This is a genomic window from Arthrobacter pullicola (assembly GCF_014836875.1).
GTDB lineage: Bacteria > Actinomycetota > Actinomycetes > Actinomycetales > Micrococcaceae > Arthrobacter_B > Arthrobacter_B pullicola.
In genome coordinates this window covers 366281-391381 of sequence record NZ_JACSQC010000004.1, presented here as the reverse complement: position 1 = coordinate 391381, position 25101 = coordinate 366281, and the positions used below count along the sequence as shown (strand labels likewise).

At 66.2% G+C, this 25101-nt stretch carries 23 protein-coding genes; 12 read left to right on the top strand and 11 right to left on the bottom strand.

The window, feature by feature from the left end; all coding sequences use genetic code 11:
• The first annotated feature begins 3 nt into the window (after positions 1-3).
• On the top strand, positions 4-3912 hold the full coding sequence (gene hrpA / locus H9638_RS10635; protein ID WP_191747143.1) for an ATP-dependent RNA helicase HrpA: 3909 nt from the start codon (positions 4-6) through the stop codon (positions 3910-3912).
• 33 nt (positions 3913-3945) lie between these two features.
• On the opposite strand, the gene H9638_RS10630 is transcribed toward hrpA, so the two are convergent.
• The 3 genes from H9638_RS10630 to H9638_RS10620 form a co-directional block, all read right to left on the bottom strand.
• Positions 3946-4374, bottom strand: coding sequence for an HIT family protein (locus H9638_RS10630; RefSeq protein ID WP_191747142.1), 429 nt, complete (start codon positions 4372-4374; stop codon positions 3946-3948).
• 94 nt (positions 4375-4468) lie between these two features.
• Positions 4469-5308 carry a sulfurtransferase gene (locus H9638_RS10625; RefSeq protein WP_191747141.1) on the bottom strand — a complete coding sequence of 280 codons (840 nt, stop codon included), beginning with the start codon at positions 5306-5308 and terminating at the stop codon, positions 4469-4471.
• The gene (locus tag H9638_RS10620) at positions 5305-5964 is read right to left on the bottom strand and encodes an MBL fold metallo-hydrolase (protein WP_191747140.1); all 660 of its coding nucleotides are present in this window, start codon (positions 5962-5964) and stop codon (positions 5305-5307) included. Before H9638_RS10620 ends, H9638_RS10625 begins: the two co-directional genes overlap by 4 nt.
• Before the next feature lie 103 nt (positions 5965-6067).
• Here H9638_RS10620 and H9638_RS10615 point away from each other — a divergent pair, with 103 nt between their 5' ends.
• Positions 6068-6487, top strand: a complete 420-nt coding sequence (locus H9638_RS10615) for a Fur family transcriptional regulator (protein ID WP_191747139.1) — start codon at positions 6068-6070, stop codon at positions 6485-6487.
• A 37-nt stretch (positions 6488-6524) separates the two neighbouring features.
• On the opposite strand, the gene H9638_RS10610 is transcribed toward H9638_RS10615, so the two are convergent.
• From H9638_RS10610 to H9638_RS10590, 5 genes are all read right to left on the bottom strand, one after another.
• A complete protein-coding gene (locus H9638_RS10610) occupies positions 6525-7409 on the bottom strand; it encodes a metal ABC transporter permease (protein ID WP_225217264.1) in 885 nt (294 codons plus the stop codon).
• Complete coding sequence (locus H9638_RS10605) at positions 7396-8175, bottom strand: metal ABC transporter ATP-binding protein (RefSeq protein ID WP_191747309.1); 780 nt, start codon at positions 8173-8175, stop codon at positions 7396-7398. Before H9638_RS10605 ends, H9638_RS10610 begins: the two co-directional genes overlap by 14 nt.
• A gap of 32 nt (positions 8176-8207) precedes the next feature.
• The gene (locus H9638_RS10600) at positions 8208-9191 is read right to left on the bottom strand and encodes a metal ABC transporter solute-binding protein, Zn/Mn family (protein WP_191747137.1); all 984 of its coding nucleotides are present in this window, start codon (positions 9189-9191) and stop codon (positions 8208-8210) included.
• 111 nt (positions 9192-9302) lie between these two features.
• Entirely contained in the window at positions 9303-10373 is a 1071-nt protein-coding gene (locus H9638_RS10595; protein ID WP_191747136.1) for a hemolysin family protein, read from the bottom strand.
• Positions 10370-11821 carry a hemolysin family protein gene (locus tag H9638_RS10590; protein ID WP_191747135.1) on the bottom strand — a complete coding sequence of 484 codons (1452 nt, stop codon included), beginning with the start codon at positions 11819-11821 and terminating at the stop codon, positions 10370-10372. Before H9638_RS10590 ends, H9638_RS10595 begins: the two co-directional genes overlap by 4 nt.
• A 521-nt stretch (positions 11822-12342) precedes the next feature.
• Between H9638_RS10590 and H9638_RS10585 the strand changes: the two genes are divergently transcribed.
• Together H9638_RS10585 and H9638_RS10580 are read left to right on the top strand one after the other, a co-directional pair.
• Positions 12343-16182 (top strand): multifunctional oxoglutarate decarboxylase/oxoglutarate dehydrogenase thiamine pyrophosphate-binding subunit/dihydrolipoyllysine-residue succinyltransferase subunit, encoded by a 3840-nt coding sequence (locus H9638_RS10585; protein ID WP_191747134.1) that lies wholly within the window; start codon positions 12343-12345, stop codon positions 16180-16182.
• 92 nt (positions 16183-16274) lie between these two features.
• Positions 16275-16874 (top strand): GDSL-type esterase/lipase family protein, encoded by a 600-nt coding sequence (locus H9638_RS10580; RefSeq protein ID WP_066295522.1) that lies wholly within the window; start codon positions 16275-16277, stop codon positions 16872-16874.
• A gap of 88 nt (positions 16875-16962) precedes the next feature.
• Here H9638_RS10580 and H9638_RS10575 read toward each other — a convergent pair whose 3' ends face one another.
• Positions 16963-17928, bottom strand: a complete 966-nt coding sequence (locus tag H9638_RS10575; protein WP_191747133.1) for a zinc-binding dehydrogenase — start codon at positions 17926-17928, stop codon at positions 16963-16965.
• A 167-nt stretch (positions 17929-18095) separates the two neighbouring features.
• On the opposite strand from H9638_RS10575, the gene H9638_RS17170 reads away from it, so the two are divergent.
• On the top strand, positions 18096-18170 hold the full coding sequence (locus H9638_RS17170; protein ID WP_370664980.1) for a 50S ribosomal protein bL37: 75 nt from the start codon (positions 18096-18098) through the stop codon (positions 18168-18170).
• A 93-nt stretch (positions 18171-18263) separates the two neighbouring features.
• On the opposite strand, the gene rsrA is transcribed toward H9638_RS17170, so the two are convergent.
• Positions 18264-18524 (bottom strand): mycothiol system anti-sigma-R factor, encoded by a 261-nt coding sequence (gene rsrA / locus H9638_RS10570; protein WP_191747132.1) that lies wholly within the window; start codon positions 18522-18524, stop codon positions 18264-18266.
• The gene (locus H9638_RS10565) at positions 18521-19204 is read right to left on the bottom strand and encodes a sigma-70 family RNA polymerase sigma factor (RefSeq protein WP_191747131.1); all 684 of its coding nucleotides are present in this window, start codon (positions 19202-19204) and stop codon (positions 18521-18523) included. The genes rsrA and H9638_RS10565 overlap by 4 nt, the downstream gene beginning before the upstream one ends.
• A 323-nt stretch (positions 19205-19527) precedes the next feature.
• Here H9638_RS10565 and H9638_RS10560 point away from each other — a divergent pair, with 323 nt between their 5' ends.
• From H9638_RS10560 to H9638_RS10530, 7 genes are all read left to right on the top strand, one after another.
• A complete protein-coding gene (locus H9638_RS10560; protein ID WP_191747130.1) occupies positions 19528-20109 on the top strand; it encodes a DoxX family membrane protein in 582 nt (193 codons plus the stop codon).
• A 5-nt stretch (positions 20110-20114) separates the two neighbouring features.
• Positions 20115-21461 carry a 3-phosphoshikimate 1-carboxyvinyltransferase gene (aroA, locus tag H9638_RS10555; protein WP_191747129.1) on the top strand — a complete coding sequence of 449 codons (1347 nt, stop codon included), beginning with the start codon at positions 20115-20117 and terminating at the stop codon, positions 21459-21461.
• Between the two features lie 2 nt (positions 21462-21463).
• Positions 21464-22579, top strand: a complete 1116-nt coding sequence (gene rsgA / locus H9638_RS10550; RefSeq protein WP_191747128.1) for a ribosome small subunit-dependent GTPase A — start codon at positions 21464-21466, stop codon at positions 22577-22579.
• Between the two features lie 90 nt (positions 22580-22669).
• The gene (gene hisN / locus H9638_RS10545; protein ID WP_191747127.1) at positions 22670-23479 is read left to right on the top strand and encodes a histidinol-phosphatase; all 810 of its coding nucleotides are present in this window, start codon (positions 22670-22672) and stop codon (positions 23477-23479) included.
• A 16-nt stretch (positions 23480-23495) separates the two neighbouring features.
• Positions 23496-24278, top strand: coding sequence for a class I SAM-dependent methyltransferase (locus H9638_RS10540; RefSeq protein WP_191747126.1), 783 nt, complete (start codon positions 23496-23498; stop codon positions 24276-24278).
• Between the two features lie 53 nt (positions 24279-24331).
• Positions 24332-24724 carry a fluoride efflux transporter FluC gene (locus H9638_RS10535; RefSeq protein WP_318241852.1) on the top strand — a complete coding sequence of 131 codons (393 nt, stop codon included), beginning with the start codon at positions 24332-24334 and terminating at the stop codon, positions 24722-24724.
• Positions 24721-25095, top strand: coding sequence for a fluoride efflux transporter FluC (locus H9638_RS10530; RefSeq protein WP_191747124.1), 375 nt, complete (start codon positions 24721-24723; stop codon positions 25093-25095). The genes H9638_RS10535 and H9638_RS10530 overlap by 4 nt, the downstream gene beginning before the upstream one ends.
• Positions 25096-25101: the final 6 nt, after the last annotated feature.

The following is a 25101-nucleotide window of genomic DNA, read 5'->3' as shown; positions in this document are numbered from 1 at the left end:
ACTATGGCACTGACAATCTCCTACCCCGAACAGCTTCCCGTCTCGGAACGCCGCGAAGACATCATGGCGGCCATCGCGGCCAACCAGGTGACCGTGATCGCCGGCGCCACCGGCTCCGGCAAGACCACCCAGATTCCCAAGATGTGCCTGGAACTGGGGCTCGGCGAGAACGGGATGATCGGCCACACCCAGCCGCGCCGGCTCGCGGCCCGCACCGTTGCTGAACGGATCGCCGAGGAGCTCGACGTCGAGATCGGCGCCGAGGTGGGCTTCCAGGTCCGGTTCACCGGGCAGGTCAGCCGCGGCACCAAGGTCAAGGTCATGACCGACGGCATCCTGCTCGCCGAAATCCAGCATGACCGGAAGCTGAAGAAGTACAGCACGATCATCATTGACGAGGCCCATGAGCGCAGCCTCAACATCGACTTCATCCTGGGCTACCTCAAGCGGCTGCTGCCGGAACGTCCCGACCTGAAGATCATCATCACCTCCGCGACCATCGACCCGGAGCGCTTCGCCCGGCATTTCGCGGCACCGGACGGCACCCCGGCTCCCGTCATCGAGGTCTCCGGACGCACGTTCCCGGTGGAGATCCGCTACCGGCCGCTGAACCAGCCCGCCCTCGGCGCCCTGGAGGATGATGAGGATGAACTCGAGGAGGACCGCGATCCCCTCGACGCGGTCTGCGACGCCGTTGACGAGCTCTCCCGGGAGGCACCCGGCGACATCCTGATCTTCTTCTCCGGCGAACGGGAAATCCGCGACGCCGCCGACGCCCTGCGCGGCACACTGCAGCGCAATCCGAGGCTGGCGAACGCCGAAATCCTGCCGCTGTTTGCCCGCCTGTCCCTGGCCGAGCAGCACCGGGTCTTCTCCCCCGGCAAACAGCGCCGGATCGTGCTGGCCACCAACGTTGCCGAAACCTCCCTCACCGTTCCCGGCATCAAGTACGTCATTGACACCGGCACGGCACGGATCTCCCGGTACTCCCACCGCACCAAGGTCCAGCGCCTGCCGATCGAACGGATCTCCCAGGCCTCGGCCAACCAGCGCTCCGGACGCTGCGGCCGGGTTTCGGACGGCATCGCCATCCGCCTGTATTCGGAGGAGGACTTCGAGTCACGGCCCGAGTTCACCGACCCGGAAATCCTGCGGACCAATCTGGCTGCCGTCATCCTGCAGATGGCCGCCATGGGTGTGGCGCAGGGCCCCAAGGACGTGGCGGACTTCCCGTTCGTCCAGCCTCCGGATCCCAAGGCCGTGAACGACGGCGCCCTGCTGCTGCGAGAACTGGGTGCCCTGGAACCCAAGGGCGGGATCACCGCCGTCGGACGCAAGCTGGCCCAGCTGCCCGTTGATCCGAGGCTCGGCCGCATGATCGTGGAAGCCGGCCAGCGCGGCTGCGTCCGCGAGGTCATGGTCCTGGCGGCCGCCCTCACCATTCAGGATCCGCGGGAACGCCCGTCCAAGGACGACCCCGCCCGGGCCCAAAAAGCGGCCGAACTCCACAAGCGGTTCGTGGATGAAAACTCGGACTTCACGGGCTTCCTCAACCTCTGGCGCTACATCCAGGAAAAGCAGCAGGAGCTCTCCTCCTCCCAGTTCCGGAAACTGTGCAAAAACGAGTTCCTGAACTTCCTGCGCATCCGCGAGTGGCAGGATCTGTTCGCCCAGCTCCGGCAGCTGGCCAAGCCGCTGGGCATCACGCTTACCCCCGGTGAAGTTGATCCGGTGGGCCGCGAAAAAGACGTGCACATTTCCCTGCTCGCTGGACTGCTGAGCCACATTGGCCTCTACGACCAGCGCAAGCGTGAGTACGCCGGCGCCCGCGGCACCCGGTTCGCCGTCTTCCCCGGCTCTGCATTGTTCAAGAAGTCCCCGGACTGGGTCATGGCTGCCGAACTGGTGGAAACCTCCCGGCTCTGGGCGCGGATCGCCGCCAAATTTGACCCGCTCTGGGTGGAGGAAGTAGCTCCGCACCTGATCAAGCGCACCTACAGCGAGCCGCACTGGTCCAAGCGCAACGGCTCCGTCATGGCATACGAGAAGGTCACGCTCTACGGTGTTCCGGTCATTCCGCGCCGCAGCGTGAACTACGGCCGCATTGACCCTGTGCTGTCCCGCGAAATGTTCATCCGGCATGCCCTGGTGGAGGGTGACTGGCGCACGCACCACAAGTTCTTCCACCGCAACCGTGCCCTGCTGGAAGAGCTGGAGGAACTCGAAACCCGGGTCCGCCGCCGCGGCCTGCGGGTTGATGATGAGACCCTCTTCGAGTTCTACGACGAACGGGTAGGGTCCGACGTGGTTTCGGAACGCCACTTCGACAAGTGGTGGAAGCACGCCCGCCACGAGAATCCGGGGCTGCTGGATTTTGATCCCGATGCCCTGCGCACGGACGATGCCGCGGACCTGGATGAGAACGATTTCCCGAAGGCCTTCCGGTTCGCTGACTTTGACCTGCCGCTGTCCTACGAGTTCACGCCCGGTGTTCCGGGAGCGAACGACGGCGTGACTGTCCAGGTTCCGGTGCTGTTCCTGAACCAGCTGGATCCCGAACCGTTCCGCTGGCAGATCCCGGGCCTGCGCGCCGAACTCATTACCGCCCTGATCAAGTCACTGCCCAAGGCCGTGCGGAAGAACTTCATACCGGCACCGGACGTGGCACGCGCGGCAGCGGCCGCCCTGGCCGCCGACTTCGACCCGGCCTCTGATCCCCTGGAACCGTCCCTGGAGCTGGCGCTGCGCCGGCTCAAGGGGCACATCATTCCGCCGGGTTCCTGGAACTGGGATGCGGTGCCTGAACACCTGCGGATGAGTTTCTCCGTTGTCGATTCCGCCGGACGGATCCTGGACGAGGGCAAGGACCTGGCGGCTCTGCAGGAATCCCTGGCACCGGCCAACCGCCGTGCCATCGCCGAATCGCTGGGCGCCACGCCGGGTACCGTCAAGCGGGACAAACCGGCACGCGGAAAGCCGGGCAGGGGCTCCGGCGGGGGCGCGGCCCTTCCTGCGTCCCCTAACGGCGGGCCGCCGTCGTTCCGGGAACAAACCGGTCTGACCGAATGGAGCTTCGGCACCATCGAGCGGCAGGTCGCCCGGGAGGTGGCAGGGCACACCGTCACCGGTTATCCCGCCCTGGTTGATGAGGGCGCCAGCGTGGGCCTGCGGGTGTTCCAGAATGTCCCCGAGCAGGAGGCCGCCATGCGCGCCGGCGTCATCCGCCTCCTCGCACTGCGGGTGCCCAGCCCGGCGAAATACGTCCTTGAGCACCTGAGCAATGCGGAGAAGCTGACGTTCAGCCAAAACCCGCACGGGAGCGTGGCTGCCCTGATCCAGGACTGCACGCTCGCGGCGATCGACAAGCTGACGCCGGAAAAACTGCCCTGGTCGCGCTTGGAGTTCGATGCGCTCTACGAGAGCGTGCGGGCAGAGCTGATAGACACCGTGTTCACCGTGACGGCCATCGTGGAGAAGGTGCTTTCCAGCACGCGGCGCATCCAGAAGCAGCTTAAGGGCACCACGTCCCTGGCCCTGATCTCGGCCCTGAACGACATCCGGGCGCAGCTGGAGCAGCTGGTCTACCCCGGTTTTGTGGCCCGCACCGGCTACGCCCAGCTGGCCCAGCTGCCGCGCTACCTTGCCGGAATTGAGCGGCGGCTGGAGAAGCTGCCCACCAACATCCAGCGCGATTCCCTCAACATGGCAGTGGTCCAGGGGCTGGAAGATGATTACGACGACGCCGTCGCGGCCCTGCTGCCCGGGGCCGGCACTCCCCCGGCCCTCAGGGAGGTCCGCTGGATGATCGAGGAGCTCAGGATCAGTTTCTTCGCCCAGGAACTGGGAACGGCCCGGTCCGTTTCGGAGAAACGGATCCGGACCGCACTTAACCAGGCGCTGGCCCCGGCATAGCTGCCGGGGCCGGCGAAGAGCCTGGGGACCTGGCTACGCGCCGGGCACGAACTCCGCGTGCCCGGCGGCCCGCATCCCGTCGCGCAGTTTCTCCGCGTTGGCTGCCAGCCGGTCCTGGTCGGGGTTCGTGTCGGCACGGCTGAAGTCGAAGTCCTGGAGGGAGTTCACCGGCCACACGTGGAGATGCAGGTGGTCGATCTCGAAGCCGGCAATGGTCAGCCCGGCCCGCTCCGAACCAAACACTTCCACCTGGACCTTGCCGATCTCCTGCGCGACGGCGGTCAGCTTCGCCAGCAGGTCAGCCGGGGCGTCCGTCCACTTATCCACTTCCCGGCGCGGAACGACCAGGGTATGCCCGTCGGCGAGGGGCCCGATGCTGAGGAAGGCAACGACGTCGTCATCCTTCCAGACAAAGCGGCCGGGAATCTCACCCTCGATGATCTTGGTGAATAGCGTGCTCATTCGTTCTCCTCGGTGAAAGCTGCTGGCGTCATGGCCGCTGCGCTGCACGTGCAGCGGCGGCGGAACGGGACGGCCGGTAAACATGGCTTTGACGCTACCCGTCACCGGCGCCGGTTGCCACCGGCGCTCCGGGGGTGGACGACCACTCGGACCACGAGCCCGGGTACAGGGCGGCGTCGAAGCCGGCAACAGCCAGGGCAGCCACTGCCGCGGCGGCGTACACTCCGGAGCCGCAGTAGGCGGCAACCGGCTTGGTCCCGTCGACGCCGGCCGCCTCAAACCGGGAGCGGAGCACGCCTGCATCGGCGAACCGGCCGTTGGCCTCCAGGTTTCCGGCTGCGGGGATGTTGACGGCTCCGGGGATATGCCCGGCCCGGGGGTCGATGGGTTCGTGCTCGCCGCGGAACCGTTCCGGAGCCCGGGCATCGATCAGGACCCCCGAGGATGCCAGTTCGCCGGCAGTTTCCATGTCAGCCACCGGCAGGTGTCCCCAGGAAAGGACGGCAGTGCCCGGGACGGGAACCTCGTTGCCCTCGGCAAGCCTGCCACCGGCTTCCTGCCAGGCGGGCAGGCCGCCGTCCAGCAGCCGGACCTCCGGGAAGGCGGCGTGGCGCAGCAGCCACCAGGCGCGTGCAGCGGCGGCTCCTCCGGCGGCGTCGTACGCAACCACCAGGTCGCCGTCGTTGATTCCCCAGCCACGGGCAGCAGTGTGGAAGTCCTCCGGCACCGGCAGCGGGTGCCGCCCACCGGGTCCGGGCGGAGCGGAGAGCTCCGTATCCAGATCCACGAAGACCGCGCCCGGCAGATGGCCGGCAAGGTACTGGCTGTGCCCGTCAGTGCGGCCCAGTTCCCACCGCACGTCCAGCAGGCGCACGGGCCGGTTCCCTGCGAGGAGCTCCTGCAGCTCCCCCGCGCTGATCAGCACGCCGTTCACACGTCCACCACGTCGCCGGAGGCAAGCGACACATACCGCGTGCCGTACATTCCACCGAACCGTTCCAGGTGCTTCTCCACGATCTTCCGGCCGTTGCCGTTCAGGAGTGCGTCATGGATGGGGTAGGCCGTTTCGGCACCGCAGCTGATCAGGAAGTCGATCACTTCGCCGACCTTCGACCAGGGTGCGTGGATCGGCAGCAGGAGCGTTGTGGCCTTGAGGCCGTTCGGAACAATGAAGGAGTCGCCCGGATGGTAGATACCGCCTTCAATCAGGTAGGCCAGATTCCGGACCATCGGGATCAGCGGATGAATCAGGGCGTGCTGCCCGCCGAAGGAACGAATCCCGATGCCGGCAATCTCAAACGCGGAGTCGGGCTGGACATCAAGGATACGGCCGCGGACCTCTTCCTCCACGGCTTCGCGCAGGGACGCGGCCAGCGGCGCCGGAGCGTACAGCCGCAGGTCCTCCCGCTCCGAGAGGATCGGAAGCACCCGTTCCTGGTCTATGTGGTCAGCGTGTTCATGCGTCACCAGGATCGCGTCGGCGCCTTCCAGCGCCTCCTCCACCTCGGAGAAGTTCCCGGGGTCAAGGACCAGGACGGCGCCGGCCTTTTCGAATCGGACACACGAGTGGCTGTACTTCGTCATCTTCATACGGTCACGATACTCCGGCAGGCCACGGAGGCGGCGGGACCGGGAAGGCGCATCGCTGATAATCTGGGGGCAGCCCATCTACCCGAAGCCGCAGGAGGCTCCCATGTCAGCGCAGCCATCGCCATCAAGGCGGACGGCCGAGCCACGGGTCACCCGTCAGCGTCTCGCGGTGGGCCGCACCTTGGACTCGCTGGAAGACTTCGTAAGCACCCAGGAACTCCACCGCCTGCTGCAGGACCGCGGTGAACCGGTGTCCCTGGCCACCACCTACCGGATCCTGCAGTCCATGGCGGATGAGGAGCAGGTGGATGTGCTGCGGGGCGCCGACGGCGAGGTCCTGTACCGCCGCTGCGAGGCCGCCCACCACCACCATCACCTGGTCTGCCGGAACTGCGGAAAAGCAGTGGAAGTCGAAGCTCCTGCTGTCGAAAGCTGGGCTGCACGGCTCGGCAGGGAACACGGTTTTACGGACGTTGCACACACGGTGGAAGTCTTCGGACTCTGCCCCGACTGCTCACGTTAGCCGCAGCCGGTCTCCTGGAGCATTCCGGCAACCGGGTTTAGCGGGCTGACACCGTGGAGGTGTCCGCGCTGAACCTCCGGCTGCGCCCGCGCACTTTCATAATCACGCGGCAGACAACGTAGATGGCGAAGGAAATCGTGGTCACGTAGGGGCTGATCGGAATTCGTCCGCCCAGCGCCAGCAGGATCCCACCCACAGCCGAAACCAGGGCGAAGACCACGCTTAGCGCCACCACCAGCCTCGGCGAAGAGGTGACCAGCAGTGCGGCGGCTGCCGGAGTGATCAGCAGCGAGAGCACGAGAAGCGCGCCAACCACCTGGATGGACAGTGCCACGGAGAGTCCCAGCAGGAACATAAAGACGATCGACAGGGCACCCACGGGAACTCCGCGGGCCTCCGCCAGGTCCGGATCCGCGCTGGCGAAGGTGAGCGGCCGCCAGACCACCACAAGGCCGATGACCACCACTGCCGCGCAGATGGCGAGCAGGTTCAGCTGGACGCTGTCCACGGCAACGATCTGTCCGGTCAGGAGGCCGAATTTGTTGGCCGAGCGTCCCTCGTAAAGGGCCAGGAAGAGGATGCCCAGGCCAAGCCCGAAGGGCATGATGACGCCGGTGATGGAGTTCCGGTCCCGGGCACGCAGGCCAAGCACGGCCAGCAGCAGCGCCGCCGTAATGGAGCCGACCAGCGATCCCAGGACAACATTGGCGCCGATGAGCAGCGCCAGCGCTGCGCCGGCAAAGGACAGTTCAGCAATGCCGTGCACGGCGAAGGCCAGGTCCCGCATCATCACGAAGATGCCGATCAGCCCGCCGACCAGACCCAGGATGGCTGCAGCCCACAGGGAGTTGGTCACCAGCGGCAGCAGCTGCCCGTAGTCGCTGAAGTCGAAGACGGAGGAGAAGAAATCAGAAAGGTCCAAGGTCGTCTTCACTTTCACCGTGGTGGTGGGTTGTCGCATCGGGGACGCCCAGCACCACGATCCGGCCGTGGCTGCGCAGTACCTCTACATGGGAGCCGTACATGTCCGAGAGGACCTCGGAGCGCAGGACCTCGGACGGCGTGCCGGTCCGGAACTGACCGCCTGCCAGGTAGAGGACGCGGTCAACGTAGTCGATGATGGGGTTGATTTCGTGGGTCACGAACACGACGGCGGAGTCCTGGACGTGGCAGCGCTCATCGATGAGCGCGCTGATGGCTTTCTGGTGATGCAGGTCCAAGGAGAGCAGGGGCTCGTCACAGAGCAGCAGGTCCGGATCCGTTGCCAGCGCCTGGGCGGCCCGCAGCCGCTGGAGTTCACCGCCGGAGAGCTTGCCGACCGGCTCGTCCGCGTAGCCGGTGGCACCGACCTGGGTCAGCAGTTCGTCCACACGCCGGCGGACCGGTGCCCGCCGCAGCCGCAGCCCCCACTTGTCGCCGTCGACACCCATGCCAACCAGGTCCCGGGCGCGCAGCGGCGTGCCCGGGCTGAAGGACTTTTGCTGGGGGATGTATCCGATGTCGCTGCTTCCGCGCTCGATCTTCCGGCCGTTGACAGTGACGGACCCGGCGCTCAGCGGCTGCAGGCCCAGAAGCACCTTCAACAGGGTGGTCTTGCCGGTGCCGTTGGGGCCCAGGACGGCCAGGAACTCGCCGGCATGGATGTCGAGGTCAAGTCCCTGCCACAGTGTCCGGTCACCGAACGCCATCGAGGCGCCGCGGAGCTGGACAACCGGGCGGTTCACTGCAGGACGCCCTCAATGGCATCGATGTTGAGTCCCATCCAGCCGAGGTAGTCCTCACCTTCCGGAAGGGTTTCGGAGAAGTCCACCACGGGGATGCCGGCGGATTCCGCGGTGTTCCGGACAGCCTCAGTCTGTGAGGTGGAAGTCTGCTCGTTGTAGGCCAGGAAGGCGATGTCCGCAGAGGACATCAGGTCCTGCATTTCCTTGAGTACCGCGGGCGGCACGTCCGAGCCTTCCTCCACCGCCTGGGTGAAGTCCTCGGGAGTGTCATTGTGCAGCCCGGCATCCTCGAGGAGGTAGGCCGGAACGGGTTCAGTCATCGCGACGCCGCGCCCGTCGGCTGCGGGACGAAGGGCTTCCAGCCTGGTCTCCAATTCGCTGATCCCGGCACGGAAATCTGCTGCGTTGTCCCGGAAGGACGCTTCGTTGGCCGGATCCAGTTCGGCCAGGCGCTGCGCGGCCGCTTCGGCCAGCTGGCCCATGGCTGCCGGGTCATACCAGACGTGCTCATTGAATTCACCGTGCGAGTGTCCGGCGTGGTCATGGGCCTCGTCCGCCCCGGATTCCTCATCGGAGTGCGTGTGGCCGGATTCCTCACCGAGACCGGAAATCTCCACGGCGTTCAGCACGTCCTCGGCAGGCAGTCCTTCATCCTTGACCAGGCTTTCCATGAAGCTGTCGTACCCGCCGCCGTTGAGCACCACAAGGCTTGCCTCGGAGACGGCGAGCTTGTCCCGGGCGGTGGCTTCGTAGGAATGCGGGTCCTGGGACGGCCGGTTGATGATCGACTCCACGCTCACGTGCTCTCCGCCTACGGATTCGAGGATGCTGCCGTAAACGTCGGTCGAGGCCACGACACGGATGGTGCCGTCTCCGGTGCCCGTGCCTGCACCGTTCCCCCCGCTGTCCGAAGAGCACGCGGTGAGTGCCAGTCCGGCGGCGATGAGGTAACCGGTGAGTCGAATGGGCAGACGGCGCATAGAGTCAAAATCCCCGTTTCAGGTGTCAATGGAAGTTCCGGAAAGCCGGAGATCCCCAGCATAACGCAAACGCGAATCATTCGCATATGCGTTTCGTCCGGGGTTTTGCGGCTACCCGGCGAAGCTCTCCCCGGAGCGGCGGAACCCCTGGGCCTGCGTGGCATCCCGGATCTCTCCGATGAGCTGTTCAATGATGTCCTCAAGGAAGAGGACTCCGCGGGTCTGCGAATCCGGACCAAGGACACGGGCTACGTGGGAGCCCGTGCGCTGCATGACTGCCAGCGCGTCCTCGATGCCGTCCTGAAGCCGCAGATTCGCGAGCGTGCGCACCTTGTTCTCGGTGATCGGCCGCTCGAAAGCCTCCTCCGGAATCGCCATGACATCCTTCAGGTGCATGTAGCCCGTGAAGTTCCCGTCGTCATCCATCAGCACAAACCGGGAAAAACCTGTCCGGCCAACGGCCTTCTCGAACTCCGCGGGAGTGCAGTCGGTGCGGAGCGTGACCAGCTCATCCAGCGGAATCATCACCTCACCGGCGGTCTGGCCGGAGAACTCCAGAGCCCCGGAGATGACGCCGGAGTCGTCCGCCACCAGTCCGTGCCGCGTGGACTCCTGCACGATCGACTGCACTTCCTCCAGCGTGAAGGAGGACGTGACCTCATCCTTTGGGGTAATCCCAACCATCCGCAGGGCATGGTTGGCGACCCAGTTCAGGCTTGCGGTGACCGGACGCACCACACGCGAAATCATCACCAGCGGCGGAGCCAGCACCAGGGCGGCGCGGTCGGCCACTGACACCGAGATGTTCTTGGGCACCATTTCGCCGATCGTTACGTGCAGGAAAGTCACAAACAGCAGCGCCACCAGGAACCCGGCCAAATCAGCCACTTCCACCGGCACGCCGACCGCCGTGAGCGGTGCAGCCAGCAGATGGTGGATTGCCGGTTCCGCGACGTACAGGATCAGCAGTGAGCACACGGTGATGCCCAGCTGGGCGCACGCCAGCATGAGGGAGACATGCTCCATCGCCCAGAGCGTGGTCTTCGCCCGCTTGGAACCGGCGTCGGCAAGGGGCTCAATCTGGCTGCGCCGGGCGGACATCACGGCGAACTCGGCGCCAACAAAGAACGCATTGCCCATCAGCAGGACCACAAGCCAGAAAATCCCTGCGAGGTCATTCATCGGGCACCTTCTTTCCGCAGCGGTGCCGCCGTCGAACCGTGGACCGGCTGGCCGGTGGGCGCAGACGGCTTTGGCTCCCGGGCCGTGGACACGGGAGCGGACGGTTTCCGGTCCGCACCTTCGCCGGCGTCCCGCCCAGCTGCCGGCTCTTCATCTCCGTCAGGGACAAAACAGACACGGTCGATCCGGCGTCCATCCATCCGTTCCACTTCCAGCGTTCCACCCGGCACCGGCACGGTATCCCCCACTTCGGCGATCCGGCCCAGCCCGGCCATGATGTAGCCGCCAACTGTTTCGTAGCCGGAATCGTCCGGCACCTGCAGCGACGGGACCAGCTCACTGACCTCATCCGGCCGCATGATGCCCGGGAAGTACCAGTAGCCGGAAGCGCTCTGCAGAACTCCGGGCTTCAGTTTGTCGTGCTCATCGGACACCTCGCCGACAATTTCCTCGACCAGGTCCTCCAGCGTGGCGACGCCCGCTGTTCCGCCGTACTCGTCAAGCACCACGGCGAGCTGCAGGTTTGCCCCGCGCAGTTCCGAGAGCAGGGAGTCCAGATGCACCGTTTCCGGCACACGCAGGACTTCGCTCATGATGGCCGCCACGGGCAGTCCGCTGCGTTTGTGCCGCGGAACGGCCACGGCCTTCTTGACGTGCACCACTCCCCGAATATCGTCCGGGGAATCGCCCAGGACGGGGAACCGGGAGTACCCGGTCCGGCGGGCTGCCTCGATCACATCGGAGACGGGCTGCTCAGAGTCCATGGTTTCCAGGCGGATGCGGGGAGTCATAACATCCGCGGCGGTCCGTTCGGAGAAGGAGAGGGTGCGGGCCAGGAAGTTCGCGGTTCCGCGGTCCAGGGTGCCCATCTCAGCCGAACGGCGCACCATCGACGAGAGCTCCGCCGGCGTCCGCGCCCCGGAGACCTCTTCCTTGGCTTCGAGGCCGAACAGGTTCAGGACCTTATTGGAAAACCCGTTGAGGAGCAGGATGGCCGGCTTGAAAACAAAGGTGAAGGCGAGCTGGGGACGGGCCAGAGCCCTGCCGACCCTAAAGGGAAGCGCAATCGACATGTTCTTCGGAATCAGCTCGCCCAGCAGCATCGAGAGCAGGGTCGCCAGCAGCATCGCGGCCACCACCGAAACCGAGAGGGCCGCCGCCGGGGGCAAGCCCAGGACCGCCAGGGGGCCCTGCAGCAGGCGGCCCACCGACGGCTCCATGACATACCCGGTGAGGAGGGTGGTTATGGTGATGCCGAGCTGGCAGCTGGAGAGCTGGGTGGACAGGGTGGTGAGGCAGCGCAGCAGGGGCACGGCCTTCTGGTCGCCATCTTCAACCGCACGGCGGACTGTGGGCTGGTCCAGGGCCACAAGGGCGAACTCGACGGCGACGAAGAACCCGGTTCCGCAGATGAGCAGCAAGCCTGCACAGAGGAATAACCACTCCATATCAGCAGGCCACCCCCTCAGCGGGGCTGGGCTTTAGGTTTCCGGGGAAGCGGGTAGGCGGATTAGCGCCTGGCGGAGGATGGTCGGCTGAGGCCGGACTGGAAGGCTCCGATGACTCTGCCGGAGAATGCGGGGAACGGGTGCGGGCGTTGCCGGCTCTGTGCGTCTTCGCCGCGGTAACCGCGGACGAGGAGGCAGGCCGGCGCCTAGAGTTGCTGTCCATAGAAGTTTCAGTTTACAGCTTTCGCTTCACTGCACCAGAGGAACATCCGGCACCCTGAAGTGGAACCGCGTCTCCCGGGGGGGGGTCCACCCTGGGGGGATGCCCGCAGCGCCCAATATGTGTCGCATCCCACAACCACACGGCGCCGAGATTGGCCACTTCCGTCCATCTGTAACTAGACTTGCAACCAAGTCTCGGTCACTGCGCACCGGGCCGCACCAGCCAGTCTTGAGGCGGAAGCGCCCAGATCATGGTGCCATCAGGGCAAACGGCAATTCATGGAAGAGGCGTATAACTAGTGCCAGACCAACCCAACCACCGCCTGCCGGAGGAATTCGGCGGCAACGAATGGCTTGTCGACGAATTGTACGAGCAGTTCCTCAAGGACAAGGATTCTGTCGACAAGAAGTGGTGGAGCATTTTCGAGTCTTTCAAGGCCGAGGACGCCAAGCACGCTTCCGGAAGCCCCGTTTCGGGCAACGGCTCCACTCCCCCGAGTGAGCTCGGCGCCAATCCCGCAACCCGGCAGCTGCCGGTCGTGAACGCGGAGACCCCGGCTCCCAAGGCCTCCGGCGAGTCCCCTGCAGCGTCGCAGGAGTCCGGAAAGCCGCCCGTAGCCAAGGAAGCAGCCTCAGCCAAGGACGAGCCAAAGTCCGCTGCCGCCGCTGCCAAGCAGCCCGCTGCCGACACCAAGCCGGAGACCAAGTCCGCGCCCATTCCGGCTCAGCTGCCCAAGACCAAGCCCAGTGCCGACACCGAAGACGACACGGTCACCGTGCTGCGCGGCCCGGCAAAGGCCATCGCCACGAACATGGACCTCAGCCTGAGCGTCCCGACGGCCACCACCGTCCGCGCGGTCCCGGCAAAGCTGCTGATCGACAACCGCATCGTTATTAACAGCCACCTCGAGCGTGCACGCGGCGGCAAGATTTCCTTTACCCACCTGCTCGGCTACGCCATCATCCGCGCCGCGGCCCAGTTCCCGTCGCAGAACGTCTACTACGACGAGGTGGATGGCAAGCCCGTTGCCGTCCAGCCTGCCCACGTGAACTTCGGCCTTGCCATCGACATGCCGAAGCCCGACGGCACGCGCCTGCTGGTGGTTCCGAACATCAAGAAGGCCGAAACGCTGAACTTCTCGGAGTTCTGGCACGCCTATGAAGACCTCGTCAAGCGCGCCCGCAACGGCAAGCTGACCGCGGACGACTACAAGGGCACCACCATCTCGCTGACCAACCCCGGCGGCATCGGCACGGTCCATTCGGTTCCCCGCCTGTCCAAGGGCCAGGCCTGCATCATCGGCGCCGGCGCCCTTGAATACCCGGCCGAGTTCCAGGGATCCAATGAGAAAATCCTGGCGCGCAATGCCATCTCCAAGGTCATCACCCTGACCTCCACCTATGACCACCGGGTCATCCAGGGCGCCGGCAGCGGCGAGTTCCTGCGCATCATCCACCAGCTGCTGCTGGGTGAGCAGAACTTCTACGACGACGTCTTCGAGTCGCTGCGCATCCCCTACGAGCCCGTGCGCTGGAGCCCCGACATCCAGGTCAACCCGGATGAGCAGATCAACAAGGTTGCCCGCATCCAGCAGCTGATCCACGCTTACCGGGTCCGCGGACACCTGATGGCGGACACCAACCCGCTGGAATACGTCCAGCGCCGCCACGCCGACCTTGACGTACTCACCCACGGCCTGACCCTCTGGGACCTGGACCGCGAATGGCCCACCGGCGGTTTCGGCGGCAAGCCGATGCTGAAGCTGCGCAAGATCCTCGGCGTGCTGCGTGATGCCTACTGCCGCACGGCCGGCATCGAATACATGCACATCCAGGATCCGGAAGAGCGCACCTGGTTCCAGGACCGCCTCGAGGCACCGTACAGCAAGCCCTCCCGCGAGGAGCAGCTGCGCATCCTGGGCAAGCTCAATGCGGCCGAAGCGTTTGAAACGTTCCTGCAGACCAAGTTCGTTGGCCAGAAGCGGTTCTCCCTTGAAGGCGGCGAATCCCTGATTCCGCTGCTGGACACCATCATTTCCGGTGCCGCGGATGACGGCATGGAAGAAGTCGGAATCGGCATGGCCCACCGCGGCCGCCTGAACGTGCTGACCAACATCGCCGGCAAGACCTACGCCCAGGTCTTCCGCGAATTTGAAGGCACGCAGGATCCGCGCTCCGTGCAGGGTTCAGGCGACGTGAAGTACCACCTCGGCACCGAGGGAACCTTCACGTCGGATAACGGCAACCAGACGAAGGTCTACCTGGCTGCCAACCCCTCCCACCTCGAAGCCGGGGATTCGGTCCTTGAGGGCATTGTCCGCGCCAAGCAGGACCGCCTGGACCGGGGCGATGAGTTCCCTGTCCTGCCGATCCTGATTCACGGCGACGCAGCCTTCGCCGGTCAGGGCGTGGTGGCGGAAACGCTCAACCTCTCCCAGCTGCGCGGCTACCGCACCGGCGGCACCATCCACGTGATCGTGAACAACCAGGTTGGTTTCACCACGGCGCCGTCCTCCTCGCGCTCCTCGGTGTACGCCACCGACGTCGCCAAGATGGTCCAGGCTCCGATCTTCCATGTGAACGGCGACGATCCGGAGCAGGTTGTCCGGATTGCCCAGCTGGCGTTCGACTACCGCCAGCGGTTCAACAAGGACGTCGTCATCGACATGGTCTGCTACCGCCGCCGCGGGCACAACGAGGGTGACGATCCCTCGATGACGCAGCCGATGATGTACTCGCTGATCGAGGCCAAGCGCTCCGTGCGCAAGCTTTACACCGAGTCCCTGATCGGACGCGGTGACATCAGCCAGGAAGAGGCTGAGCAGGCGCTGCGCGATTACCAGAGCCGGCTGGAGCGGGTCTTCGCCGAGACCCATGCCGCACAGACCTCACCGATCCCGGTCATTACCAAGGACTCGGAAGCTGTCTCCGACCTGGAGCGTCCGGTCGCGCAGCAGGAGGGCTCGACCGTCGTCGCGCCCGCCAGCACTGCCATCTCCCCGGACACGCTGGCCCGCATCGGCAAGGCCCACGTGGCTGTGCCGGAAGGCTTCACCGTGCACCCGAAGCTCAAGTCGCTGCTCGAAAAGCGTGAGCAGATGTCCCGCGAGGGCAACATCGACTGGGGCTTCGCGGAGATCGCGGCCTTCGGCTCCCTGTTGATGGAAGGTGTCCCGGTCCGCCTGGCAGGCCAGGACTCCCGGCGCGGCACGTTCACCCAGCGGCACGCCGTCTTCCATGACCGCGCCACCGGCGCCGAGTGGATGCCGCTTGGCGATCTGGACCCGAACCAGGCCAAGCTGTGGATCTACGATTCCCTGCTCTCTGAATTCGCGGCCCTCGGCTTCGAATACGGCTACTCCGTGGAACGCCCGGACGCACTCGTGCTCTGGGAAGCCCAGTTCGGCGACTTCGTCAACGGCGCGCAGACGATCATCGATGAATTCATTTCCTCGGCCGAGCAGAAGTGGGGCCAGCGTTCCTCGCTGGTCATGATGCTGCCGCACGGCTACGAGGGACAGGGTCCGGACCACTCGTCGGCGCGCATCGAGCGTTTCCTGCAGCTCTGCGCCGAGGACAACATGATCGTGGCGAACCCGACCACGGGTGCCTCCCACTTCCACCTGCTGCGCCGTCAGGCCTACAGCCGGCCGCGGAAGCCTCTGGTGATCTTCACACCCAAGCAGCTGCTGCGCCTGAAGGCAGCTGCCACCGGGGTGGAGGAATTCACCCAGGGTTCGTTCCAGCCCGTCATCGGCGAGCATGCGGAACTCGATGCCAACGCGGTCGAGAAGGTGCTGCTGGTTTCCGGCCGCCTCTACTACGATCTGCTGGCCAACCGCCAGAAAACCGGTGACGAGAAGACGGCGATCATCCGGGTGGAGCAGCTTTACCCGCTGCCCTCCAGGGAGATCAACGAAGCGGTTGCCAAGTACCCGAACGCCGAGCTGGTGTGGGCACAGGACGAACCGGCAAACCAGGGTCCTTGGCCGTTTATCGGACTGAACCTGCCGCCGGAGCTGGACCGCCCGCTCAAGCTGGTCTCGCGGCCGGCCTCGGCCTCGACCGCTACCGGTTCGGCCAAGCGCCACGCCGTTGAGCAGGACATCCTGGTCAAGAAGGCTTTCGAGCGCCGATAGTAGGCTAGGTTTGGGTGGGGCACCGTTGGTGCCCCACCCGGCTTTTAACGCACCCTTCATCTGGACTTTTCGGCTATTGGAAAAGGGAACTCGTGGAACAACGCAGAATCAGGCTTGCTGCGGTCGGTGACGAACTGCTCGCCGGCCACGGCGATCCCCGCGCTTTGGGCTGGCTGGGACGCGTGCTGGCACGAACGACGCCGGAACACGCGAAACTCGAGGCGTACAGCCTCGCTGCCCCGGGCGAAGGCACTGAAGCACTTGCCAACCGCTGGCTGATGGAAGCCGGCCGCAGGTTCGACGAAACCTGTGAGAACCGTCTGGTCATTGGACTTTCCGACCGGGACCTTGACCTGGAACTTTCCACTGCGCGCAGCCGGCTGAACCTGGCGAACATTTTGGACGGCGCGGCGCAGATGAGCATCAAGGTCCTTGTGGTGGGACCTCCCCCTGGCCTGGACCAGGAACGCAACCGGAAACTGGCCGACCTGTCAGCCGCTTTCGGGGATGTCACAACCCGGCGCAAGCATGTCTACGTGGACACGCTGACTCCGCTCCTTAACCACGAGCAGTGGCGCACGGACCTGGCTTCCAACGGCGGGGCCCCCGGCCAGGCCGGCTATGGGCTGATTGCCTGGCTGGTCCTGCACCGCGGCTGGTTCCGCTGGCTGGACCTGCCGGATATGAACTGACCGGTGGACAGCATTTCACCCGCTTGAAAAGGCGCCCGCACACTGCGGGCGCCTTTCGCGTCTCCACGGAGCCGGTGCGGGCCGAATCTCAGTGCCGGAAGACGATTTTGCCTGCTGCCGCGCCGTCGTGCATCCGGCGGAAGCCCTTGGCAGCGTCCTCCAGGGGCAGGACCGAGTCGATTTCGGGCCGTACCCCTGTGGCCAGCAGGAACTGAACCAGCCGCTGCAGCTCCGGCTTCGTTCCCATGGTGGAACCCAGCACCTTGAGCTGCAGGAAGAAGACACGGTTCAGGTCCGCGGGAGGATTCGGCCCGCTGGTGGCACCGCAGGTCACCAGGGCTCCGCCGGGCTTCAACGCCTTCAGGGAATGCGCCCACGTCGCTTCCCCCACTGAGTCAAAGACCGTGTCCACACGCTCAGGCAGCCGCGCACCGGCCTCGAACACCTCGTCCGCGCCCAACCGGCGGGCCTGCTCAAGTTTCTCCTGGCTGCGGCCGGTGACCCAGACGCGGAATCCGGCAGCCGAGGCCAGGGACACCAAGGCAGTGGCAACCCCTCCCCCTGCGCCCTGGACCAGGACGGTCGATCCCGGAGCCGCCGGCGAAACCGTGAAGATCATCCGGTACGCCGTGAGCCAGGCGGTGGGAAGGCAGGCGGCTTCCTCGAAGCTCAGCTGGGCAGGCTTGGGCACCAGGTTGCGCGCCGGCACCCACACCTCGTCCGCCATCGTCCCCGGGTAGCGTTCGGACAGCAGGGTACGGCGCGGATCCAGTGTCTCGTCCCCTTCCCAGCCCGGGCTGGAAATGACGGAATGGACAATGACGGCGTTGCCGTCGTCGTCAACGCCTGCTGCGTCGCAGCCCAGCACCATGGGGAGACTGCCGGCAGGGAGCCCAACACCCTGCAGGGACCACAGGTCGTGCCGGTTCAGCGCTGATGCACGGACCCGGACCCGGCGGAACCCCGGGACAGCTTCCGGGCGGTCGAGTTCACCGACCACCAGGCCGCTGAGCGGATCCTCCTGGGACTGGGACTGTGCGTACACCGCTCGCATGCGGAACTCCTTTGGTCGCTTGTTGGACCATCTTAGGGGACAGCCCCGGAAGACCGCCGGATCCGGCCTGCCCTCCACCTGCGGTGCAGGCCGCCCCATTTACGCCAATGGTGCAGTCTGTGGGAGACTGAAGGGCAAAACTTGTTGTCAAATAGAAGGAGGCAGCCATGAGCAAGCGAGCACGCAAGCGCAAGGACCGCAAGCGCGGTGGCGCAAACCACGGCAAGCGTCCCAACACCTAAGTCAGGACACTTGTGCGGTCAGGCCGCACCAAACAGAAACCCCCGCAGCCTCACGGCGGCGGGGGTTTCTGTGTACTCAGCTTGGTAACCGGTTTAGTGGTCCACGGCCTGGATCTGGCTGATCCTCGCCAGGATGCTGGCTTTCAGCGTCGCCGGAGCAGCCTCCGTGCAGGACCGCTTGACCACTGAGCGGATGACGCACTCCAGGTCGTGTTCCTCCGCGCACTCGGGACAGCCCCGCAGGTGGTCCTGAATCTCGACCAGATCGTCATGGGAGAGCGCGCCGTCGAGGTATTCGTACAACCTCTCGATGCGTGCGTCCTCGCAATCGCCCAGGCTCTGGCAATCGCTCATAGTGTGTTCCCCTGATTCTTCTTGTCACCGGCACCAGCTGCTGCCGGCCGTACCTTCGCTTTGATGCCCCGCTCATGGGCGTATTCGGCCAGCAGCTCGCGGAGCATCTTGCGTCCGCGGTGCAGCCTCGACATCACCGTGCCGATGGGCGTGTTCATGATTTCCGAGATTTCCTTGTAAGCGAAACCTTCGACGTCGGAGAAGTACACCGCCAGGCGGAACTCCTCCGGAATGGCCTGGAGCGCACTCTTGACGTCGGAATCGGGCAGGTGATCCAGCGCTTCGGCCTCTGCCGAACGCAGGCCGGAGGAGCTGTGTTCCGCCGCACGCGCCAGCTGCCAGTCCTCGACGCCTTCGGAATTGGACTGCAGCGGTTCCCGCTGCCGCTTCCGGTACAGGTTGATGTACGTGTTGGTCAGGATGCGGTAGAGCCAGGCCTTGAGGTTGGTCCCGGGCTTGTACTGGTGGAACGCCGAGAAGGCCTTCGTGTAGGCCTCCTGGACCAGGTCCTCCGCGTCAGCCGGGTTCCTGGCCATGCGCATGGCAGCCGAGTAGAGCTGGTCCACGTACTGCATTGCGTCCCGCTCGAACCTCAGCTTGCGGGCCTGCTCGGACTCTGCCGTGACGTCCAGGCCCGGATCTTCCACCTGTGGGCTGCCTTCCGGCACATCAGTTCTCATCAAGTTCAAGTCTAAGGGCCGCGTGCGTAGCAGCAAGCGGGGCTGGTCCGTGGGGGCCTGCGCCCCGGGGTCCAGCAGCATATTCGCCATTCCTTGCTTCCGCCCCTTCCCTGGTGGTGTCCCGGGCGGCACAGGTTGACGCCGCCGGTGCAAACCATAACCACTGCCGCCGTGCGGTTATTCCTCCCCCCGCGGCGGTGGACAGTGTATAAGGGTGCCAAAGGTGCCAGACTAGGGGATATCCGTTTGCTTACGGCACGCCTGGCGCCGCCGTATCATCCCAGTACTTCACGCCGGATTCCGGCGTACTCCAGGAGGAACGCATGACGATTGTCCGAACCCTAGCCCGCCCGCTCCTTGCCGCTGGCTTTGTCGCGGCCGGAGTGGAGAGGCTCCGGAACGCGGAGCAGACCGCTGAGCAGCTGTCCCCCACACTCGGGCGCCTCGGCTCAGCGGTTCCGTCGGCAGCCGGACTCGCGGACAATCCTGTCGCTGTCGCCCGTGTCCTGGGCGCAACCCAGCTTGGCGCCGCCGCCATGCTCGGACTCGGCAAGTTTTCCCGGCTCGCCGGCCTGGTCCTGGCTGCCACGGCAGGCGTGAACACCTTCGTGGAATACCGCAACGCTGACGCGGCCACGAAGGAAGGGCGGAAGGACCGGCGCACCCAGCTGCTGAAGAACCTCTCCCTGATCGGCGGGGTCCTGCTGGCAGCGGTGGACACCAACGGGCGTCCCGGACTCGCCTGGCGCGCCGAGCACTTCGTCTCCGACACCGGACGGAATGTGCGCGCCATGGGCAAGGACGCCGGCCGCCGGTCCCGGAAGGTCACCAAGCTGACCAAAAAGCAGCTGGCCAATGCGGACCGCGCCGTCCGCAGCGCAGCGACAGACATTGTGGGTTCCTAGGCACCATGACTTCTTCCTCTGCACTCCAGCCCATCACCGCGGGCTGGCCCGCTCCAACACCGGACCAGCCGGTGAACGCGGCAGTCCAGGTTCCCGGCTCCAAATCACTGACCAACAGGTACCTGGTCCTTGCAGCGCTGGCAGACGGGCCTTCCCGGCTCCGGGCACCGCTGCATTCGCGTGACTCCGCACTGATGATCGCAGCGCTGCGCTCCCTCGGCGCGCGGATCACCGAGGTACCGGGGTCCGGGCCTTTCGGTCCGGACCTGCTGGTGGAACCAATCGAGGCCGGTGCATCCGGAGAAGCAGACGTCGACTGTGGCCTGGCCGGAACGGTCATGCGCTTTGTCCCGCCGCTCGCAGCCCTGCGGGAAGGCAGCGTTTCCTTCGACGGCGATCCCCACGCCCGGCAGCGGCCCATGGGTCCGACCATTGAGGCCCTGCGCGGGCTGGGCGTCACTGTCGACGACGGCGGCAGCGGCTCGCTCCCGTTCCGGGTCACCGGGACCGGGGAGGTCCCGGGGGGCCGCCTCGAGATTGACGCGGGCGCATCCAGCCAGTTTGTCTCTGCGCTGCTGCTCACCGGCGCCCGGTTCGGAAACGGCCTGCACCTGGTGCACCGGGGCGAGTCCGTGCCGAGCCTGGATCACATTGCCATGACCGTCCAGGTCCTTCGGGAAACCGGTGTTGAGGTGGACGATTCCGTCCCGAACGAGTGGAAGGTCTCCCCCGGCACCATCCGCGCCTTCGACACTGCGATCGAACCCGATCTTTCCAACGCGGGTCCGTTCCTGGCGGCGGCACTGGCCACCGGCGGGACAGTGCGGATTCCGGGCTGGCCGGCAGCAACCACCCAGGTGGGCGACAAGTGGCGGGAAATCCTCCCGCAGATGGGCGCCGATGCGGAACTGGCGGACGGAGTCCTGACCATTACCGGCCGGGGACGGATCCGCGGCGGAGTCTTCGCTGACACCAGTGAGCTGGCGCCCACGGTCGCGGCCCTCTGCGCCCTGGCGGATTCGCCGTCGGTCCTTACCGGCATCGCCCATCTGCGCGGACACGAGACGGACCGGCTGGCCGCGCTCAGGACCGAAATCAACCGGCTGGGCGGTTCCGTCACCGAAACGGAGGACGGCCTGCGGATCGAACCGGCTCCGCTGCACGGCGGGGTTTTCGGAACCTATGCCGACCACCGCATGGCGACGGCCGGAGCGATCATCGGACTGGCTGTACCCGGCGTCGTTGTGGAGGACATTGGCGCCACCTCCAAAACCATGCCGGACTTCGCCCAAATGTGGACGGACCTGGCCACCTCCACCGGACAGTCCGCCGGCGCAGCGCAGGAAGGCTGACCGTGGGACGAGGCACCGGAGGCTGGGACGAATCCGATGTACGGGTCCGCCCCAATAAAAAGGGATCGCGTCCCCGGACCAAGGACCGGCCCGCGCATGAGGATGCCGTCACCGGCCGGATCATCACCGTGGACCGGGGCAGGTACACCGCAATCGTGGACGAAGACACCCCCAGCGAGCGCATCGTCACCGCCGCCCGGGCCCGCGAGCTGCGCCGTACCCCGGTTGTCGCCGGCGACCTGGTGGGACTTGTCGGCGATGTCAGCGGCGCCCCGGACACCCTGGCCCGCCTGGTCCGGGTGAATGAGCGCGCCACCCTCCTCCGCCGGTCCGCAGATGACACTGATCCGGTGGAGCGGGTGGTGGTGGCAAACGCAGACCAGCTGGTGATCGTTGTGGCGGCCGCCAACCCGGAGCCGCGCACCGGCTTCATCGACCGGGCGCTGGTGGCGGCGTACGACGCCGGGATCTCCCCGCTGCTCTGCGTCACCAAGGCGGACCTCAAGGATCCCGCGGAGCTGCTCGCCAACTACGAGCATCTTGACCTGGAAGTCATCATCAGCCGCACGGCGCAGGAAGAGGACTCCGGCATCGACTCGGAATCCGATGACGGATTGTCCGCCCGGCTGGCCGGCAACGCCGTCTCCGCGCTCCATGAGCATCTCCTGGGCCGGGTCAGCGTCCTGGTCGGCCACTCGGGCGTGGGCAAGTCCACCCTGGTGAACGCGCTGACCGGTTCCCGCCGCGCCACCGGAGGCGTCAACGCAGTCACCGGACGCGGCCGGCACACTTCCTCCTCGGCGCTGGCGCTGAAGGTGAACGATGCCCCGGCCGGCAGCTGGATCATCGACACTCCCGGCATCCGCTCCTTCGGGCTTGCCCATGTTGACCCTGACCGGATCCTCAGCGCCTTCCCCGATCTGGAGCCCGGCACCGAGGCCTGCGAACGCGGGTGCCGCCATGACGCCGAGGCGGTTAACTGCGGACTCGATGCCTGGGTGGAGTCGGGTCAGGCCGGCACCGCCGGGCCCGCCCGCCTGGCATCCCTGCGCCGGCTCCTCGGCTCCGGCATGCGCACGGAGAACCGCGCCCACGCCAAGGAGCTTGGCAGCCAGTAGGCCAGGTGGCGGACCGGCGGATCCTGCTGCTGCACGCGGCGCACCTGCGTAAACGTGGGCACTGGATGCGTAATAGCGATAAGTTGAGGTATGCCGTTCGCTCAGAACTACAACGATGATCTGCGTCTCGCCCATGTTATGGCCGACTCCGTGGACGACCAGACCATGTCCAGGTTCAAGGCCCAGGACCTCCGGGTCGAGACCAAACCGGACCTGACACCGGTCACCGACGCGGACAAAGCCGCAGAGGAAGCCATCCGCGGACAGCTTTCCCGCGCCCGTCCGCGCGACGCCGTGCTTGGTGAGGAATTCGGGTCCACCGGGTCCGGGCCGCGGCGCTGGATCATCGATCCGATCGACGGCACCAAGAACTTTGTCCGCGGCGTCCCGGTCTGGGCGACCCTGATCGCACTGGTTGACGACGGCGTTCCCGTGGTCGGCGTCGTCAGCGCACCCGCGCTGGGCAAGCGCTGGTGGGCTGCCACCGGAACCGGGGCCTATATGGGCCGCTCCCTGGCTGCCGCCACGCGGCTGCGGGTCTCGGATGTCTCCCGCCTGGAGGATGCCTCACTTTCCTACTCGAGCCTGACCGGCTGGAAGCAGCGTGGAAACCTCGACGGATTCCTTGGCCTTACCGAATCAGTCTGGCGCACCCGTGCCTACGGTGATTTCTGGTCCTACTGCATGGTGGCAGAGGGCGCCGTGGACATTGCCTGCGAACCCGAGCTGAACCTCTACGACATGGCGGCCCTGGTCCCCATCATCACCGAAGCCGGTGGACGCTTCAGCTCCCTCGACGGCGAAGACGGCCCGTTCGGCGGCAACGCGCTCGCCACGAACGGCGTGCTGCACAACGAAGTACTGCAGCGGCTGAACCCCGGCCTCGACGACCTCTTCTAGGCCCAAGGCAGAAACAGTGGCGTTCAGCGGGCCCCGGCTCCCCGGGCTGCGGCGGCAACAGCTTGCCCAGACTTACCGCAGCGGCGGAGAACACTATGACCGGGTCCGTCCGGGCTACCCGGACGATGCCGTCCGCTGGCTTTTTGATACACCCGGACTCGCTGCACGTGCTCCGGCATCGGTGACCGTGGCGGATATTGGTGCGGGCACGGGGAAGTACACCCGCACCCTGGTCTCCGCCGGCTTCACTGTCCACGCGGTGGACCCCTCCCAGGACATGCTGGACCAGCTGACCCGCGCTCTGCCGGCGGTACCGGCCACAGTTGGAACCGCTGAGCAGACAGGGCTGGAAGCGGAGTCCTGCGACGCCGTGACCGTCGCCCAGGCCTGGCACTGGTGCGACCCGGTGGCCTCCGCGTTCGAGTTCGACCGCATCCTCAAACCGGGCGGCATGGCCGGCCTGATCTGGAACCAGCTGGACGTGAGCGTTCCGTGGGTGCACCGGTTCGCCCGCATCATCCATGCCGGTGATGTCCTGCGGCCGGGTTTCCGGCCGGAGCTCGGGCCCCCCTTCCAGCTGGAGGCTTCCCACACCAGCGCCTGGACCCAGCCGATGACCCCGGCGGATCTGGTGGAACTGGCCAAGACCCGTGCTTACTGGCTCTCCGCGTCGGAGACCACCCGGGAAAAGGTCCTGGCCAACCTCGACTGGTACCTGCATGAACACCTGGGGCATATGGCGTCGGAAGTCCTGGACCTGCCCTATCTCACGCTGACATGGCGGGCCGTCCGGCAGTGAACAGCACAGGGCTCCGCGGAAGGACCCTGCCGGGGTGGCGGGTTTGGACAGCCGTGGCCGTTGGCGGTCTGGCCGGGTCCGAAGCACGCTACCTGCTGACCGCGCTGTTCCCCCCTGTGCCGGGTGCCTTCGACACCACCACCTTCACCATCAACATCGCTGCGAGTGCGGCACTGGGTTTCCTGACCTCCTGGTGGCTCTTCCGCCCCACGGTGCCCTTCTGGCTCCGGGCGGGGCTGGGACCTGGACTGCTGGGTTCCTTCAGCACCTTCTCCGCCCTGGCGCTCAGCATCGAAACGCTGCTCGTCTCCGGGCGGCATGGCACCTGGCTGCTGTACGCGGGACTGAGCACGGCCGTTGGGCTGGCCGCAGCGGGTGCCGGGCTGGCAGCGGGCAACCGGCTGCTGGGCCGCCCGGGACGCGGCAGGAAGGCAGTGCAGCCATGACGTTCCTGTTCGTTGCCCTGGGCGGAATGGCCGGAGCCCTGATCCGGTTCGGGCTGGACACCGCGTTTACCGGTTCACGGCGGGCCGGGCGCCCTCGTTTCCCCACGGCAACGCTGATCGTCAATGTCGCCGGGTCCTTGCTGATTGGTGCCGCCTTCGGGCTGCTGCAGCGCGGAGGCATCGACGGCGGCGTGTATGACGCTGCTGCTGCCGGGCTGGCCGGCGGCCTGACGACCTTCAGCTCCTGGAGTACCGCGACCGTACTCCTGTGGCTCGATGGCAGCCGGCGGCTGGCCGCCGCCAACGTCACCCTGAACCTGGTGCTGTCCGTGTGCGCGGTCGCGCTGGGCCACCTGGCTGCCACCGGCTAGCGCGGC